General features: G+C 39.0%; 15 protein-coding genes. 4 read left to right on the top strand and 11 right to left on the bottom strand.

The genetic code is table 11. The features are described 5' to 3' along the window. Positions 1 to 154: 154 nt before the first annotated feature. The gene (gene yaaA / locus ACORJQ_RS11080; protein ID WP_321324538.1) at positions 155 to 931 is read left to right on the top strand and encodes a peroxide stress protein YaaA; all 777 of its coding nucleotides are present in this window, start codon (positions 155 to 157) and stop codon (positions 929 to 931) included. A 46-nt stretch (positions 932 to 977) separates the two neighbouring features. Next, complete coding sequence (locus ACORJQ_RS11075) at positions 978 to 1,874, top strand: Dyp-type peroxidase (RefSeq protein WP_321324536.1); 897 nt, start codon at positions 978 to 980, stop codon at positions 1,872 to 1,874. Positions 1,875 to 1,963: 89 nt separating this feature from the next. Here the strand turns inward: ACORJQ_RS11075 and ACORJQ_RS11070 are convergent, their stop codons facing one another. From ACORJQ_RS11070 to ACORJQ_RS11020, 11 genes are all read right to left on the bottom strand, one after another. Continuing rightward, positions 1,964 to 2,818 (bottom strand): Hsp33 family molecular chaperone HslO, encoded by an 855-nt coding sequence (locus tag ACORJQ_RS11070; RefSeq protein ID WP_321324535.1) that lies wholly within the window; start codon positions 2,816 to 2,818, stop codon positions 1,964 to 1,966. Between the two features lie 53 nt (positions 2,819 to 2,871). After that, complete coding sequence (gene lipA, locus ACORJQ_RS11065; RefSeq protein WP_321324533.1) at positions 2,872 to 3,882, bottom strand: lipoyl synthase; 1,011 nt, start codon at positions 3,880 to 3,882, stop codon at positions 2,872 to 2,874. Between the two features lie 88 nt (positions 3,883 to 3,970). Then, positions 3,971 to 4,597, bottom strand: coding sequence for a lipoyl(octanoyl) transferase LipB (lipB, locus tag ACORJQ_RS11060; RefSeq protein ID WP_321324530.1), 627 nt, complete (start codon positions 4,595 to 4,597; stop codon positions 3,971 to 3,973). A 21-nt stretch (positions 4,598 to 4,618) separates the two neighbouring features. Then, positions 4,619 to 4,903, bottom strand: a complete 285-nt coding sequence (locus tag ACORJQ_RS11055) for a YbeD family protein (RefSeq protein ID WP_321324528.1) — start codon at positions 4,901 to 4,903, stop codon at positions 4,619 to 4,621. A gap of 36 nt (positions 4,904 to 4,939) precedes the next feature. After that, positions 4,940 to 5,830, bottom strand: a complete 891-nt coding sequence (locus tag ACORJQ_RS11050) for a D-amino acid aminotransferase (RefSeq protein ID WP_321324526.1) — start codon at positions 5,828 to 5,830, stop codon at positions 4,940 to 4,942. Positions 5,831 to 5,991: 161 nt separating this feature from the next. Continuing rightward, positions 5,992 to 7,179, bottom strand: a complete 1,188-nt coding sequence (locus ACORJQ_RS11045) for a D-alanyl-D-alanine carboxypeptidase family protein (RefSeq protein ID WP_321324524.1) — start codon at positions 7,177 to 7,179, stop codon at positions 5,992 to 5,994. Positions 7,180 to 7,525: 346 nt separating this feature from the next. Further along, positions 7,526 to 8,653, bottom strand: a complete 1,128-nt coding sequence (rodA, locus tag ACORJQ_RS11040) for a rod shape-determining protein RodA (RefSeq protein ID WP_321324522.1) — start codon at positions 8,651 to 8,653, stop codon at positions 7,526 to 7,528. Then, on the bottom strand, positions 8,650 to 10,518 hold the full coding sequence (mrdA, locus tag ACORJQ_RS11035; protein ID WP_321324520.1) for a penicillin-binding protein 2: 1,869 nt from the start codon (positions 10,516 to 10,518) through the stop codon (positions 8,650 to 8,652). The genes rodA and mrdA overlap by 4 nt, the downstream gene beginning before the upstream one ends. Before the next feature lie 17 nt (positions 10,519 to 10,535). After that, positions 10,536 to 11,033, bottom strand: a complete 498-nt coding sequence (gene mreD / locus ACORJQ_RS11030) for a rod shape-determining protein MreD (RefSeq protein ID WP_321324518.1) — start codon at positions 11,031 to 11,033, stop codon at positions 10,536 to 10,538. Further along, positions 11,030 to 11,911 (bottom strand): rod shape-determining protein MreC, encoded by an 882-nt coding sequence (gene mreC, locus ACORJQ_RS11025; RefSeq protein ID WP_321324516.1) that lies wholly within the window; start codon positions 11,909 to 11,911, stop codon positions 11,030 to 11,032. Before mreC ends, mreD begins: the two co-directional genes overlap by 4 nt. A gap of 81 nt (positions 11,912 to 11,992) precedes the next feature. After that, entirely contained in the window at positions 11,993 to 13,039 is a 1,047-nt protein-coding gene (locus ACORJQ_RS11020) for a rod shape-determining protein (RefSeq protein ID WP_321324514.1), read from the bottom strand. 390 nt (positions 13,040 to 13,429) lie between these two features. On the opposite strand from ACORJQ_RS11020, the gene gatC reads away from it, so the two are divergent. Both gatC and gatA read left to right on the top strand, forming a co-directional pair. After that, positions 13,430 to 13,717 carry an Asp-tRNA(Asn)/Glu-tRNA(Gln) amidotransferase subunit GatC gene (gatC, locus tag ACORJQ_RS11015; RefSeq protein ID WP_321324512.1) on the top strand — a complete coding sequence of 96 codons (288 nt, stop codon included), beginning with the start codon at positions 13,430 to 13,432 and terminating at the stop codon, positions 13,715 to 13,717. Positions 13,718 to 13,730: 13 nt separating this feature from the next. Continuing rightward, positions 13,731 to 15,185: an Asp-tRNA(Asn)/Glu-tRNA(Gln) amidotransferase subunit GatA gene (gene gatA / locus ACORJQ_RS11010; protein ID WP_321324510.1), complete on the top strand. Its 1,455-nt coding sequence runs from the start codon at positions 13,731 to 13,733 to the stop codon at positions 15,183 to 15,185. Positions 15,186 to 15,199 lie beyond the last annotated feature (14 nt).

Raw genomic sequence — 15,199 nt, 5'->3', positions numbered from 1 at the left:
TGAAGTTTGATAGATACTGACGCATTGTATGCGAACTAATCAAAAAATCTATCATCTTAATTAATCTTTACAAACCAGTAACTGGATTGCATCGTTTATAATTTAGGTTAATTTATTATTTTTTAAAATAGAATAAGAGAAAAGGACATCCCCAATGTTAATGGTTGTATCGCCAGCAAAAGCTTTAGATGAATCTACGCCAGTGCAAACTGATTTGCACACCAAAGGTGCTTTATTAAATGAAGCGGCTCAATTAATTGATGAATTGAAAGGTGTTGGGCCTGTTGAAATTGGGCAGATGATGCACATCAGTGAAAAGCTTTCAGAGCTAAACTACGAGCGTTTTCAAGATTGGACAATGCCTTTTCCAAAAGACAAAGCCAAACAAGCGGCGTGGTTATTTAAAGGTGATGTTTATCAAGGATTAGATGCCTATTCTTTAAGTGAAAAGGGCATTGAATACATTCAAAACCACTTGGCCATTTTGTCGGGTTTATATGGTTTGTTAAAGCCTTGTGATGATATGTTGCCATATCGTTTAGAGATGGGTACAAAGTTTGCCAATCAAAAAGGCAAGGATTTATACACTTTTTGGGGGAGTCAAATTACTGAACAGTTAAACAAACTCTTGGCTGAACAAGAGAGTAAAACATTGGTTAATTTAGCTTCTAATGAATATTTTAAAGCCGTAAAAAAGAAAGAGCTTAATGGTCGCATTATTACTCCAATCTTTAAAGATTGGAAAAATGGTCAATATAAAATTATTAGTTTTTACGCTAAAAAAGCACGCGGTCTAATGGCACGTTACGCGGCAGATAATCAGGTAGAAAATGCTGAAGATTTAAAATATTTTGATACCGATGGATATAAGTTTAACCCTGAAATGTCCTCAGAAACGGATTGGGTTTTTACACGTAAAATTGAAGATTAGTTTTTTAAACACATTTAAGATTGAAAGATTTAAATAAGGTAACCTTATGAACAAAACACCGCAAGCTGGCATTTTTTATGAATCCGCTAAACATATGTATTTTTTAGAATACCGTTTAAAAGAGGCTGAAATCCAAGAAATCAAAGCCGCAATTAGCGATGCTTTGCAATCTAAAACAGTCTCAGTGGTGATTTCCTTTGGTAAATCTGCATGGAGTAAATTACAGCCCGCTTGGTTGCCTGCGACCCTAGAGGATTTTTATGAAGTAAGAGCCACAGAGGGCGGCCATAGAGCACCGTCTACACAAACGGACTTGTTTTTCTGGTTGCAAGGTGAAGATGTGGCGGAGGTCTTTGATCAAGCCATGCACATTCAACAAAAGATGAAATCTGTTGCTAAGTTGACTTTGGATGAACGTGGTTTTGACTACCATAATCATATGGACATAATTGGCTTTGAAGATGGTACCGCCAACCCTAAAACCGACGAGCTAAAACGTGATGCCGCTTTAATTCCTGCAGGCCTGCCTGGTGAAGGAGGCAGCTTGGTGATGAGTGAGAAGTGGGTGCATAATATGGAAAAGTGGAATCAAGTGCCTGTGCATTGCCAAGAAGCGGTGGTTGGCCGCACCAAAATTGAGAATGAAGAATTGGAAGGTGACGCCATGCCTGTTGATTCTCATGTAAGCCGAACCGACTTAAAGGTGGATGGCGTAGCGATGAAAGTTTATCGTCGTTCTGCACCTTTTGGAAGCGTTAAACAACACGGGTTGCTCTATTTGGCGTTTGCTTGTGAGCTAAAACGTTTTACCACGCAACTGGAAAGTATGTATGGGCATAATGAAGAAGGGGTTATTGACCAGCTACTTAATTACTCAACTGCGGTAACAGGCTCTTACTGCTTTGCACCATCAATTGAAGATTTACAAGAAGTTTTGAGTTAGCCAATTTAACAGGTTTACCAGGATTACCAGGCCTGGTAAATTTGTTTTTGTTTTTGTTTTGTTCTGTTTTTCTATATGTATTAGATGTTTTATTGAACGGTTTGCTTATCTTCAGAAAATAAGGCATCTATATCTTCTTTATTAAAGCGTAAATGGTAGTTACACATCTCATTATGAATAACGATTTCACCTTGTTCTTCTAATACCTTGCGAACCTCTTCTTCTCCCAAAGAGAGCAGCATATTAGTAACACGCTCTTTGTCTTGAGGGCATTCATATACAACATTATCGGCTGCAAAAAGTTCTAACAACTCCTCATGGAATAAACGGTGTAAAAGTTCTTCAGAACCTAACGTTGTTAACTCTTCATCTTTAACTGTTGTAGCAATCTGCATAATACGTTGCCAACCATCTTCATCATGTCCATCGGTTTCAGGCATTTTTTGAATGAGTACGCCTCCCAGGCTGTTTTCATCTGCCGCTAACCAAAGCTTAGAAGGTAGCTGTTCTGATTGGCTTAAATAGGTTTCAAACGCTTCAGCGACCGAATTGCCTTCACGTGGAACATAGGATTGAAAGTGGTGCTCAGTTTGTGTGTTTTCTAAGGTCATTAAGATTTGACCATCACCCAATAATTCATCCATTGAACTTTCTGTGGTGATGTCTTTATTGGTTTTTGCCACCCCACGAATCTTAAGGTCATGAGTCACATCTACCACTAATAAGCTAATTGGACCAGAGCCTTGAATTTGCATGGTAATGCGGCCTTTATGTTTCATTCCATTGGCAAGTAGCACTGAAATGGCCGTTAATTCACCTAATAACTTAACGATAGAGTTAGGGTAGTGACGGTCTTTAATCATCTCTTGCCAGCTTTCTTGTAGCTGAATATGTTGGCCACGAATGTTTAGCTCTTTAAATAAAAAACGTTGTACAGAATTCATCTATCGGTATTCTCTTTTAATATTTGTATATTTGGATAATCTTTATTTAATGTTTAGTGAGCCAGTTCTTTGGCTTGTAAGTCCGCATGATAAGAAGAGCGAACCATTGGCCCAGAAGCGACATTGGTAAAGCCCATCTCATATCCTGCTTCTTCAACTTGTTTAAACTCATCTGGCGTCCAATATTTTTTTACCGCAATATGGTATTCACTAGGTTGTAAATATTGGCCTACGGTTAACATTTCAACCTCATGTGCACGTAAATCACGCATAACTTGTAAAAGTTCTTCCATAGTTTCACCTAAACCAACCATAAGGCCAGATTTTGTGACAACATTTGGGTTCATGGTTTTAAAACGTTTTAATAAATCTAAAGAGGCTTGGTAATCTGCTCCAGGACGAGCTTCTTCATATAAACGTGGCACCGTTTCTAGGTTGTGATTCAGTACGTCAGGTGCTGATTCTGACAAGGTTTCTAAAGCCACGCTTAAACGCCCTCTAAAATCAGGTACTAGGGTTTCAATGCGTAAACTCGGTAAGCTAGCACGAAGCTCTGTGACTACATTGGTAAAGTGTTTTGCACCTCCATCACGCAAATCATCACGGTCAACAGAGGTAATCACCACATACTTTAGGTTCATCGCTTTAACGGTTTCGGCTAGATGTTTTGGCTCATTGGTATCAAGCGGTTTTGGACGACCATGAGTGACATCACAAAATGGACATTTACGCGTACAGATATCGCCCATAATCATAAAGGTTGCTGTGCCGTGACCAAAACATTCGCCCAAGTTAGGGCATGAGGCTTCTTCACAAACTGAGTGCAGGCCTTTTTCACGCATAATGTTCTTAAGCTCTTTTACTCGGTGCATGTCTTTTGCTTTAGGTAATTGAGCTTTAATCCAACGTGGCTTTTTTAGTCTTTCAGCCGTTGGGTCAGGTCGATGTTTGAGCGATTTGGTTTTGTACTGGCCTTTTGGCATGGCATCATTTTTTGCTTTTAAGCTTGAAAGATTGCCGATGTCATTTAGACCAATTTCTTGATATTGTGGAGGATTAGACATACTGTTTGGTCGTCCGCTTAAAATAATTTATGAAAGTAATAGGCCGTATTATAAAGGATTATAAGAATAGGCGTTTTAGGAATCGAAATTACTTAATAGTTGTTTGAATTTGTTTGTTTAAAATCTCTGCAAGCTGCTGACCTACTTGTTGTGTTTTTGGCAGTTTTTCTGCTGAAAGTAGGTTGCTAAGCTGAGTCATTTGCATGCCTTGTAAACCACAAGGGTTAACCAATTTAAAAGGTGATAAGTCCATATCGACATTTAACGCTAAACCGTGGTAACTTTTTTGTTTACGAATCTTTAAGCCCAACGAGGCAATTTTTTGGCCATCAACATAAACACCAGGTGCATCGGCTCTGGCTTGCGATGATATATTGAACGTTGCAAGGTATTCAATAATGCTGTTTTCCAGCATTGTAACTAAAGCTCTTACTCCTAGTTTGGCACGTTTTAAATCTACTAACACATAGATAATCACCTGGCCTGGGGCATGGTAAGTGATTTGCCCGCCACGATCAGTTTGCACTATTGGAATATCTGAGCTTTGTAATATATGCTCGGCTTTTCCGTTTAAGCCTTGGGTAAAAACAGGGGGGTGTTCAACAATCCATAATTCATCTGGGGTTTCTGGTTGACGATTGTCAGTAAAGCTTTGCATGGCTTGCCAGGTTTGTTCATAAGGCTGCAAGCCCAGCGGTTTTATGAGGATAGTCATGCGAGTTTGATAAAGTCTGTCTTAAAGCGACATTAATACTTCTGGGTGTTTTTTTAGATCACCATAAATACCGTGAATTTGTTCTAAACAAGTTGCATAGATAGTCACGTTTACAGAGATAAATTTATCACCTTTCGAAGGGGTGATTTGAATGTTGTCTCTCGGTGTGTTAGGTGCATATTTACAGGCGATTTCAAACACTACTTCAACAAAGGTCTCGGTGTTTTTTCCCATCGCTTTAAGTTTAAAATCACAAGGAAATTCAAGCAGTGATTCGTTATCTGGAGTATGTAAATCTTTTGTCATAATTAACCCTTAATAAGCTTCTTAAAATATCTGCAACTAAACCTTGTCAGTAAAAGCTTTAATAAATTGTTGTTTGTGTGTTTGATAATGTGCATTCATTTTTAACCAAAGTGCCCCTGGCTTACCTGTGCCTACAGGTTTGCCATTTAATTGCGTTACCGGTAAAGCTTCTTTGGTTGAGCTTGATAACCAAATTTCGTCGGCATTATATAGCTCGTCTTCACTAATATCACGTTCTTCTATGTCTATATGGTGCTCTTTAGCGATAGATTCAATAACCATTCGGGTAATGCCTGGTAATATTTTATTACTGTTTGGCGGTGTAATTAATACGTTATCCTTAACAATAAAAGCATTGCTAGCTGTACCTTCAGAAACCAGGCCTTTTTTGGTAATTAAAATAGCATCATCTGCACCTTGGGCTTTAGCCGCAAGTTTCATCATGACATTTGGTAAAAGGGTGATTGCTTTAATATCGCATCGTAACCAGCGAATATCGTCTAAGGTCACAATTTTGATGCCGTTTTCAAGAATGTTTTGTGCCACTGGTTTTAGTGGGTTAGTGTAAGCATAAATGGTTGGTGTTAAGCAATCTGCAGGCATGTGATCACGTTGCATTTGTACACCACGCGTTACTTGTAAATAGATGAATTGGTCTTGCCAGTCATGTTTTGCTATTAAGGTTTCTAGCATTTCCTGCCACTCGCTATCAGTAAGCGGGTTTGCAATACTGGTGCCTTTTAAGCTGTTTTTTAAACGTTGTAAATGCTCTGCAAACCAAAACATTTTTTGATTGTAAACGGGGATCACTTCATAGACACCATCACCAAATAAAAACCCACGATCTTGAGTAGAAACTTGTGCTTCGGTAATAGGAAGGTATTGGCCATTTAAATAGGCGATTTGTTGGTTAAGGGTGTTGGTCATTTTGTTTCCTGCAATGACAAAGCCATGCTCAAAAAATGAACATGGCTTAAAACAGTTTAAACGGATTAAAAGTTTATAGGCTAATGTGGGCTATTCTATACTTAGCTATAACTTTTTTAGTTATTTGTAACTATCTATGACTATCTATAACTAGTTTGTAACTAGCCAATAAGAGAGTTTATGAATAGTTTAACTTGGTCAATTAATTTTTTAAAGAAAGAACCTTCTTCAACAGCATCTAAAGCAACCAGTGGTCTATCGGCAATGGTTTCATCACCTAAGGTAATGTGTAATGTACCTAAAGTTGCACCAGCTTCAATTGGGGCTTTAATTTCTGGATTAACAGAGCTTTCGATTTTAATGTTTTTATACTGACCACGTGGAATGGTAATGTATAAGTCATTGGTTAATCCTACACCAATTAAATCTCTATTTCCTTCCCAAACTTTCACATCATTTAAACGTTGTTTTGCCGTGTAAAGCTTGTGAGTTTCAAAAAATCTAAAACCGTAATTAAGAAGTTTTTGGCTCTCTTGCACACGCATTTTGGCACTTGAAGTACCAAGAACAACGGTAATTAAACGGTCGTTTTCACGTTTGGCTGAAGACACTAAGCAATAACCTGCACTCTCAGTATGGCCTGTTTTTAAGCCATCAACGGTTGGGTCTTGCCAAAGCAATTTGTTACGGTTGTATTGAGTAATGCCATTAAAGGTAAATTTCTTTTGTGAATACCATTTGTACTCTTCAGGGAATTTAGTAATTAACGCTTTTGCAAGTAGAGCCAAATCATAAGCTGTGGTGTAGTGATCAGGGTTAGGAAGACCTGTAGCATTAACAAAATGTGTGTGTTCCATACCTAAACTTTTTGCATACTTGTTCATTAGTTCAGCAAATACTTCTTCACTGCCTGCAATATGTTCTGCTAATGCAACACTGGCATCGTTACCTGATTGGATTACCATACCTTTAATCAAATCCTTAACAGAGACCTGTTTACCTACTTCAATAAACATTTTAGAGCCAGGCATTTGCCATGCTTTTTTGCTGATGGTTACCATGTCATCAAGGTGAATATTGCCATTTGCTAGTTCATTAATGACTACAAATCCAGTCATAATCTTAGTTAAGCTGGCAGGTTCAATTCGGCCATGTGCGTCTTTTTGAGCTAAAACAGCACCACTGTTGTAGTCCATCACTAAATAGGCTTTTGCAGCAATATTTGGAGCAGAAGGAATTACGTGAGGAGTAGGGGCCGCAGGAGTAGGCAGGTTTTCTGCTGAGGCAACATTGAATAGGCTAAAAAAGCTTAATAGTAAAAGCGTTAATGTCTGTTTTAGAGTAAGCATGGCTGAGTCTATTTCCCCTGGTGGTTGTGTGTTTGACGCAATAAGTTATAAAAGGTTATAAATGTTTTCGAGTGCACTAATCTAACATATTCTAGGGCAAATCGAAATGGTAACAGGCTTTAATATCGGTGATGAACTAGGGAGAAATAATGACTTTGTTTATTAATCATGCTTGAGGATAAAAAGAAGGATGGTTTTTTGTCTGGTTTACGAGAATTGAGTATGAATTTTTTACATCTATTTTAGATTTACACTGTGCTTACATAACAGAAAAAGCCACAAGGCAACCAGGCCTGGTAAAAATGTAAAAACCTTAACTCAGTTAATATTATAAATTCAGGTTGTATTAGTCTGTTAATAAACGTTTATGGGTATGAATTGACATTAAAATCCCAAAGCTAATCATTAAGGTAACCAGTGAGCTTCCACCGTAACTAATCAATGGTAATGGTAATCCTACAACCGGCAGAAGGCCGCTTACCATGCCGATGTTAACAAAGATATAAACAAACAGTGTCATGGTTAAACTTGAGGCAACTAGACGGGTAAAGTTATCTTGTGCTTGAGAAGCAATATATAAACCGCGAGCGATAACAAACGCGTACAAAGTCAGTAGGGTAATGACACCCAATAGACCAAACTCTTCTGACAGTACAGAAAAGATAAAGTCGGTGGTACTTTCAGGCAAAAAGTCTAAGTGAGCCTGAGTACTGCCTAAAAACCCTTTACCTTGAATGCCACCAGAACCAATGGCAATTTTGGATTGAATAATATGATAGCCGCTACCTAAAGGATCAGATTCTGGGTTTAAAAACGTTAAAACACGCTGTTTTTGGTATGAGTGCATAAAGTGCCAAGCAATAGGTGCACTGGCAACAGCGGCAGTGATTGAAGCCAAAATTACCTTCCAAGGCAGGCCTGCAAAAAACAGTACAAACAGTCCACTCATCGCAATTAATAAAGACGTTCCTAAATCAGGCTGAACCACAATTAAACTGGCAGTAAAAGCGATTGTTAAGGCACCCAAAAATAAACGTTTATAACTTGGAGGGAATTCGCTGTGAGCAAATAGCCAGGCTACTGTTATGGGTAAGACGAGCTTCATTAATTCGGAGGGTTGAAACTTGGCTACCCCTAAATCTAGCCAGCGTTGTGCACCTTTACCGATATCACCAAATAAAATAACCGCTACTAGCATGAGTATGCCCAATAGAAATAGCCAGGGCGTGAATATATAGATAATGTTTGGCGGGATTTGAGCAAATACAAACATAAGCCCTAATGCAAAACCAATACGAATTATGTGGCGGGTAATGACGGCTTCATCTCCACCTGATGCACTGTAAACAATTGCAACACTGGTAGTTAATAAAAGTAATAAACCTAAAAGCAGCCAACCATCAATATGTAGGGCTTCTAATAGGCCTTTGTTTTGGCGATACATTTGTTGTGGTTGTATGTTTTCTAGTTTCATTTTGAAGCAGACTTTTGTTTTTTATCTGATTTAGCATCTTTATTAGAAAGTTTATCTTTTAAATATCTTTTAATTAAATTAACACCTAATGTTGAGGCACCGCTACCACCATTTTCAACAATAATGGCGACTGCAATTTGAGGTTTGTCAACAGGGGCAAAACCAATAAATAAAGAGTGGTCATGTAGTCGTTTAGCTAATTCATCTGCTTTATATTTACCTTGATTTAAGCTAAATACTTGTGCAGTACCCGTTTTACCGGCCATTTTAAAAGGAAGGTTTTTACCATCTTTACGTGCTGTACCTTTGGCCCCGTGCATTACGTCCTCCATTCCCTGGATAACCGCTTCCCAATTTGAGATTTTTTTAATCTCAATTTGCTCAGAAGGTGAATCTTTTAATTCATTTCTCAGTAAATGCGGTTGAATAATTTTTCCACGGTTAGCTAATATGGCAGTCGCTTTTGCCAGTTGTAATGGTGTTGTTAAGTTATACCCCTGACCAATGGCCGATATTATGGTTTCACCACGATACCAGGGCTTACCTTTGGTTTTTTGTTTCCACTCTTGTGACGGCAAAATACCAGTAGATTCACCATGAATATCAATATTGGTTTTTGAACCAAAGCCAAAAGGGGCTAATGCATCATGAATGGCGTCCACACCCATTAGCAAACCTAGTTCATAAAAATAAGTATCACATGACTGTGCTATGGCTGAGTTCATATCAACTAAACCGTGTCCCCAACGTTTCCAGTCACGATAACGGTGTCCGGCATAATCAAGATAACCTGGATCGAAAATCTTTTTGGCAGGCGATATATAGTTGTTTTCTATCGCACCCAGTGCAACAAAGGGTTTGATGGTCGAGCCAGGAGGATATTGGCCATTCATGACCCGGTTAATAAATGGGCGATCTGGATCATTAAGCAGGCGACTGTAATTTTTTTGATCAATGCCATCAACAAATAAATTTGGATCAAAGGTTGGCATGCTTGCAAAAGCTAAAATTTCACCGTTTTGTGGGTCAATCGCAACCATTGCCCCACGTTTGCCTTCCAATAGAGATTCGGCATATTGTTGCAACTTAATGTCTAAAGTAAGGTGGATATCTTTACCGGGCGTGGCAGGTATAGTTTCTAACTTGCGTAAAATTCGGCCACGGGCATTGGTTTCAATTTGCTGAATACCTGGTGAACCGTGGAGAGCGTTCTCGTAATAGCGTTCAATTCCAGATTTGCCAATAATATCCGTACCGGCATACTCTTTTTCATTAAGTTTTTTGAGTTCTTTTACGTTGATACGACCAACATAACCTATCGCATGTACTCCAGTGCTTTTATATGGATAAACACGTTTTAAACGTGCGGCTAAGGTAACGCCAGGAAATTTATAACTAATAACTGAAAAACGGGCGGCTTGTTCTTCGCTAATAGCAAAAGGCAAAGTGTAGGATTTAGCACGATTGTTTTTACGAAATTTCTTGAAATATTCTTCAATTTTTTCTGGTTTAACGTTATCAAGAAGTTGCATTAATGCCAGTTCAAAAGCATGGATATCATCCATTTTTTCTCTGATCATGGTAAGAGCATAAACGGGTTGGTTATCAGCTAATAAGATGTGGTTGCGGTCATAGATTTTGCCACGAGTGGGAGGCAGGGTTTCAACAGAAATACGGTTGCCTTCTGCTAACCCGTGATAACGCTCATAGCTATACCATTGCAGATGAGCCATGCGGATAATTAAGAAACCAAATAGCACTAATACAAATCCATAAGCAAAGTAAAGCCTAAAGCGGTATAAACGCTTTTTTTGGTGGGTTTCAGCATCACTATTAAAGCTTAAAGTCTCTTTCATAGCATTCATTACCAGGCCTGCATAATCTAGGTAAGACTTTGGGTGATTTTATTTAGTGTTATTGAAAAAAATGGCCAGATAAGGATGGCAGCCGCAGGCATGCTCCAATAAGGCACAAAAGCTCCCTCATTGAGTACCGGATTAAAAATAACAAAGCTAAGCAATTGGTAAATCATCAGATAAATACCAATAATAAATGCCTGTTGCCAAGTAGGGTAGGTTCTAAACTGTAGGCGATTACGAATCATCATAAACAGAATTAAGCAGTACAGAAGGGCGTGAGCTCCTAAAGTGGTTTGGTATAACGTATCAGCCAATACGCCAAGTATAAATGCCGATGCAAAATAGGTTTTGTCTAAACAATGACTGCTCCAGTAAAGTATCGCAATTAAACTCATTGGCGGAATAAACTGTAGGTCATTATTAAGCAGCACCATACTATCTACAACCAGGGCAAACAGAAATGAGAATAAGATTAACCAGCGGATTTGATTAGAGCGAATGTTGACAAATTTTTCCGTCATTGGTTAGCTCCTGCTTTTGAATCGGTCTCATTCTTTTTGTCAGTTTTGAGGTTAAAGTCTAAGTCGAAATCAAACTTATTTGACCAGTCATCTTCTTCTTTCTGAGAAATAATAAGAACCTTATGTGACTGGTTTAGCTTAGCAATTGGAGCCGCACTAATATTAAAATAAGGGTTGTCGCCTTGTACTTCTATTTGTGTGATTTTAGCTACAGGGTAGCCCGGTGGAAAAAGGCCACCTAAACCAGAGCTTTCAATTATATCGCCTACTTTTACTTCACTATTCACAGGGATAAAACTAAGTTGGGCATTATCGTGTCCAGTGCCGTTCAAAATACCTCTTTGCCCTGTACGTTGGATTCTTACAGGGATTTGATGGTCAGGGTCAGTAATTAATAACACTCGCGAGGTAGTGGGGGTTGTTTCAATGATTTGCCCCATTATGCCTTGTGAATCAATAACCGTTTGATGAACCTTAACGTTATCTAAACTGCCTTTGTTTAAGGTAAGGAATTGTGATAACGGATTACTGCTGTAAAAAACAACGGTGGCGATTTGAACCGTTTGATTGGTTATTTTACCTGTGGTACCTAAAAGCGATTCTAGGCGTTCTACTTGAAGCTGTAAATTAGCAAGTTGTAACTGTTTGGCTTTAAGTAAAAGGACTTCGGTTTTGAGTTGCTGGTTTTCCATCTCTAAAGAGTTGATAGAGGTAAAATCAGTGGTAACCAGTTTGTAAATTTGTTGTGGAAGGGTTGCTACACGTTCAATAGGAGTCAGTGTGGTAAGAAGTACGCTTCGCACACTACCTAAGATTTGACCATAATGATCAGCAGCCATCAACACAATGGCAAGAATGAATGCAACGATGAATTGCACTCCCTCTTGTTGTGATGATGAGCTGTTAAGGTTGATCTTGATTCTCCAGGCTTAGCACGGGTTGATTAAAGCAAAATGTTTTTACTCAAAAGAGAAAACATCAACGCCTTTTTCATCCATTAATTCTAAGGCTCTACCGCCACCACGAGCCACACAAGTCAGTGGGTCATCAGCAATGATGACTGGAATTCCAGTCTCTTCAGAAAGTAATGTACTTAAGTTACGAAGCAAAGCACCCCCACCAGTTAATACAATACCATGCTCAGCAATGTCTGCCCCAAGTTCTGGAGGCGTGTTTTCTAATGCTGTTCTTACCGCACTAACAATTGCCGAAAGAGGTTCTTGTAATGCTTCTAATACTTCATTGCTATTTAACGTGAAACGACGTGGCACAGCTTCGGCGATGTTAGAACCGTGAACTTCCATGGTATCAGGATTAACTTCATGGTAAGCCGTACCAATGGTTTTCTTGATTTTTTCAGCGGTAGTTTCACCAATAATCATGCCGTAGTTACGACGCACGTATTTGATAATGGCATCATCAAAACGGTCTCCACCCACTTTAACTGAGTCAGACCAAACAATACCATTTAAAGACAGTGTTGCTACTTCTGTAGTACCACCACCAATATCTACCACCATAGAACCTGTTGGTTCAGAAACAGGCATGCCAGCACCAATTGCAGCGGCCATCGGTTCTTCAATTAAATAAACTTCGCGAGCACCTGCTCCAGCTGCTGATTCACGAATTGCACGACGCTCAACTTGAGTTGATCCACAAGGTACACAAACTAGAACACGAGGGCTTGGTTGAAAGAATTTGGCTTCATGTACTTTTTTAATAAAAGCTTGTAGCATTTTTTCGGTGACTTCAAAGTCTGCAATAACCCCATCTTTTAAAGGGCGAACAGTTTGAATATCTTGGTTTTCTTTACCAAGCATTAACTTGGCGTTTTCACCTACCGCAACAATAGAACGGCTATTGTTTCCACGTTTATTTGTACGTATTGAAACAACAGAAGGCTCATTTAATACCATGCCTTTACCACGAACGTAGATAAGCGTGTTTGCAGTACCTAAATCAATAGAGAGGTCGTTTGAGAATAGTCCCATAAATTTGCGAAACATTGAGTGCGGTCCTTAAAATTAGACTTAAAAAGAATCCTGGCATTTTAACCCATAATAGAGGTGCTTAGAAGACTAATTTTCTTTTAATTATTCAGTTAGATAAGCGAACGTAATAATCCATTATTTCTTAACACTTAATGCCAAAAAAACTTTATCTTGATTGCAAATGAAAAGGGGGCGGCATTTAACGTTTAAACCAATAAATCGCTTTTAAATGACGTAAATTGTCTTTAGAAGAGTGCGTAAATATGGTATTTTATATGGCTAAATTTTTTCTACTGGTTTTGAATTTTTAGTTAACGCTTTTGAATGGAGCAATCTGTTCAAATAATTCATTAAATTAACCAAAACGAGTAGCCAACCGTACCCGTATCCGATTAGGAGTAGAGTGTGTCTTTAGGAAAAACTGAAGTCGAATACATTTCTCGTTTAGCCGCCATTGAAGTCAAAGAGACTGAAGTTGATGATGTTGCCGCTAAATTATCTAATATTTTAGATTTATTCTCACAAATGCAAGCCGCTAATACCGATGATGTTCAACCAATGGCACATCCGTTAGACCAAGTACAGCGTTTACGTTCTGATGTCATTACAGAAACTAATCAGCGTGAAAAACTGCAATCAGTTGCACCAGCAACTGAAAATGGTTTGTATTTAGTACCCCAAGTGATTGAGTGAGAAGAACACAAAAATGCATAATTTAACTATTAAACAAATGAGTGAAAAATTACACGCAGGTGAAATTACCAGTGTGCAATTAACTCAACACTACTTAGATCGCATTGCTCAGTTTGATGCCGATATTAATGCTTACGTTACCGTGACTCCCGAACTTGCAATTGCTATGGCAGAAGAAGCCGATAAAAAATTGGCTGCGGGTGAGGGCGAGTTGTTAACTGGTATTCCGGTTGCACACAAAGACATATTTTGTACAGACGGCATTAAAACTTCATGCAGTTCTAAAATGTTAGACAACTTTATTGCTCCTTATGATGCTCATGTTGTAACTCAGCTTAAAAAAATAGGCATGCCTATTTTGGGTAAAACAAATATGGATGAATTTGCCATGGGGTCTTCTTCTGAGAGCAGTTATTACGGGCCAACTAAAAACCCTTGGGATTTAAATGCGGTGCCTGGTGGTTCATCAGGTGGCGCGGCGGCAGTTATTGCGGCTGGTCTTGCTCCAATGGCAACGGGTACTGATACGGGTGGTTCAATTCGCCAGCCAGCATCATTCTGTGGGATTACCGGTATTAAACCAACCTATGGTTCTGTTTCGCGTTTTGGTATTGTGGCTTATGCTTCAAGTTTTGACCAAGCGGGGCCAATGACTCGTTCTGCGGAAGATGCGGCCTGGATGTTAAACGCCATGGCTGGATTTGATGAGCGTGATTCAACCAGCTTAGAACGTGAAACGCCAGACTACACTGCTGAGCTAGGTCAATCTTTAAAAGGCCTAAAAGTCGGTGTGCCTGCTGAATACTTTGAAGATGGTCTAGATCCAGATGTTGAGATTGTGGTTGTTAATGCGATAGCTGAAATTGAAAAGTTAGGTGCAGAAATTGTAGAAGTTCACCTGCCTAATAAAGATTTAGCAGTACCTTCTTATTATGTATTGGCACCAGCAGAAGCGTCTTCTAACCTGTCACGTTTTGACGGTGTGCGTTTTGGTCACCGTTGTGAAAACCCTAAAGACCTTGAAGACTTATATAAGCGTTCACGTTCTGAAGGTTTTGGTCCAGAAGTAAAACGCCGTATTATGGTTGGGGCTTATGCCTTATCAGCTGGTTTTTATGATGCTTATTATTTAAAAGCACAAAAATTACGCCGTATGGTACGTGATGACTTTACTAAAGCCTTTGAATCTTGTGATGTCATTATGGGGCCAGTTGCACCAAGTACTGCGTTTAATATTGGCGAAAAGTCAGACGACCAAGTCAGTATGTACCTATCCGATTTATACACCATTCCTGTTAACTTAGCTGGTTTACCAGGCATGTCAGTGCCTGCAGGGTTTGTCAATAACCGCCCAGTGGGTTTACACATTGTTGGGCCTTATTTTAGTGAGGCAAAACTGTTGAATATTGGTCATCAATTTCAACAAGTGACTGATTGGCATAAACAGATGCCTGAACAGTATCAATAATAGGAGTTAACAGA

The organism is Thiomicrorhabdus sp., from assembly GCF_963662555.1.
In the GTDB taxonomy this organism is placed as follows: Bacteria; Pseudomonadota; Gammaproteobacteria; order Thiomicrospirales; family Thiomicrospiraceae; genus Thiomicrorhabdus.
The sequence above is the reverse complement of the archived record's forward strand: the minus strand, read 5'-3'. Positions and strand labels throughout refer to the sequence as shown.

Bases quoted from the DNA above. Each gene is read 5' to 3' on its own strand.
- gatA (WP_321324510.1), top strand. From the start codon at position 13,731: ATGCATAATTTAACTATTAAACAAATGAGTGAAAAATTACACGCAGGT.
- lipA (WP_321324533.1), bottom strand. From the start codon at position 3,882: ATGTCTAATCCTCCACAATATCAAGAAATTGGTCTAAATGACATCGGC.
- ACORJQ_RS11070 (WP_321324535.1), bottom strand. From the start codon at position 2,818: ATGAATTCTGTACAACGTTTTTTATTTAAAGAGCTAAACATTCGTGGC.
- lipB (WP_321324530.1), bottom strand. From the start codon at position 4,597: ATGACTATCCTCATAAAACCGCTGGGCTTGCAGCCTTATGAACAAACC.
- ACORJQ_RS11055 (WP_321324528.1), bottom strand. From the start codon at position 4,903: ATGACAAAAGATTTACATACTCCAGATAACGAATCACTGCTTGAATTT.
- ACORJQ_RS11020 (WP_321324514.1), bottom strand. From the start codon at position 13,039: ATGTTTCGCAAATTTATGGGACTATTCTCAAACGACCTCTCTATTGAT.
- ACORJQ_RS11050 (WP_321324526.1), bottom strand. From the start codon at position 5,830: ATGACCAACACCCTTAACCAACAAATCGCCTATTTAAATGGCCAATAC.
- mrdA (WP_321324520.1), bottom strand. From the start codon at position 10,518: ATGAATGCTATGAAAGAGACTTTAAGCTTTAATAGTGATGCTGAAACC.
- mreD (WP_321324518.1), bottom strand. From the start codon at position 11,033: ATGACGGAAAAATTTGTCAACATTCGCTCTAATCAAATCCGCTGGTTA.
- ACORJQ_RS11075 (WP_321324536.1), top strand. From the start codon at position 978: ATGAACAAAACACCGCAAGCTGGCATTTTTTATGAATCCGCTAAACAT.
- ACORJQ_RS11045 (WP_321324524.1), bottom strand. From the start codon at position 7,179: ATGCTTACTCTAAAACAGACATTAACGCTTTTACTATTAAGCTTTTTT.
- yaaA (WP_321324538.1), top strand. From the start codon at position 155: ATGTTAATGGTTGTATCGCCAGCAAAAGCTTTAGATGAATCTACGCCA.
- rodA (WP_321324522.1), bottom strand. From the start codon at position 8,653: ATGAAACTAGAAAACATACAACCACAACAAATGTATCGCCAAAACAAA.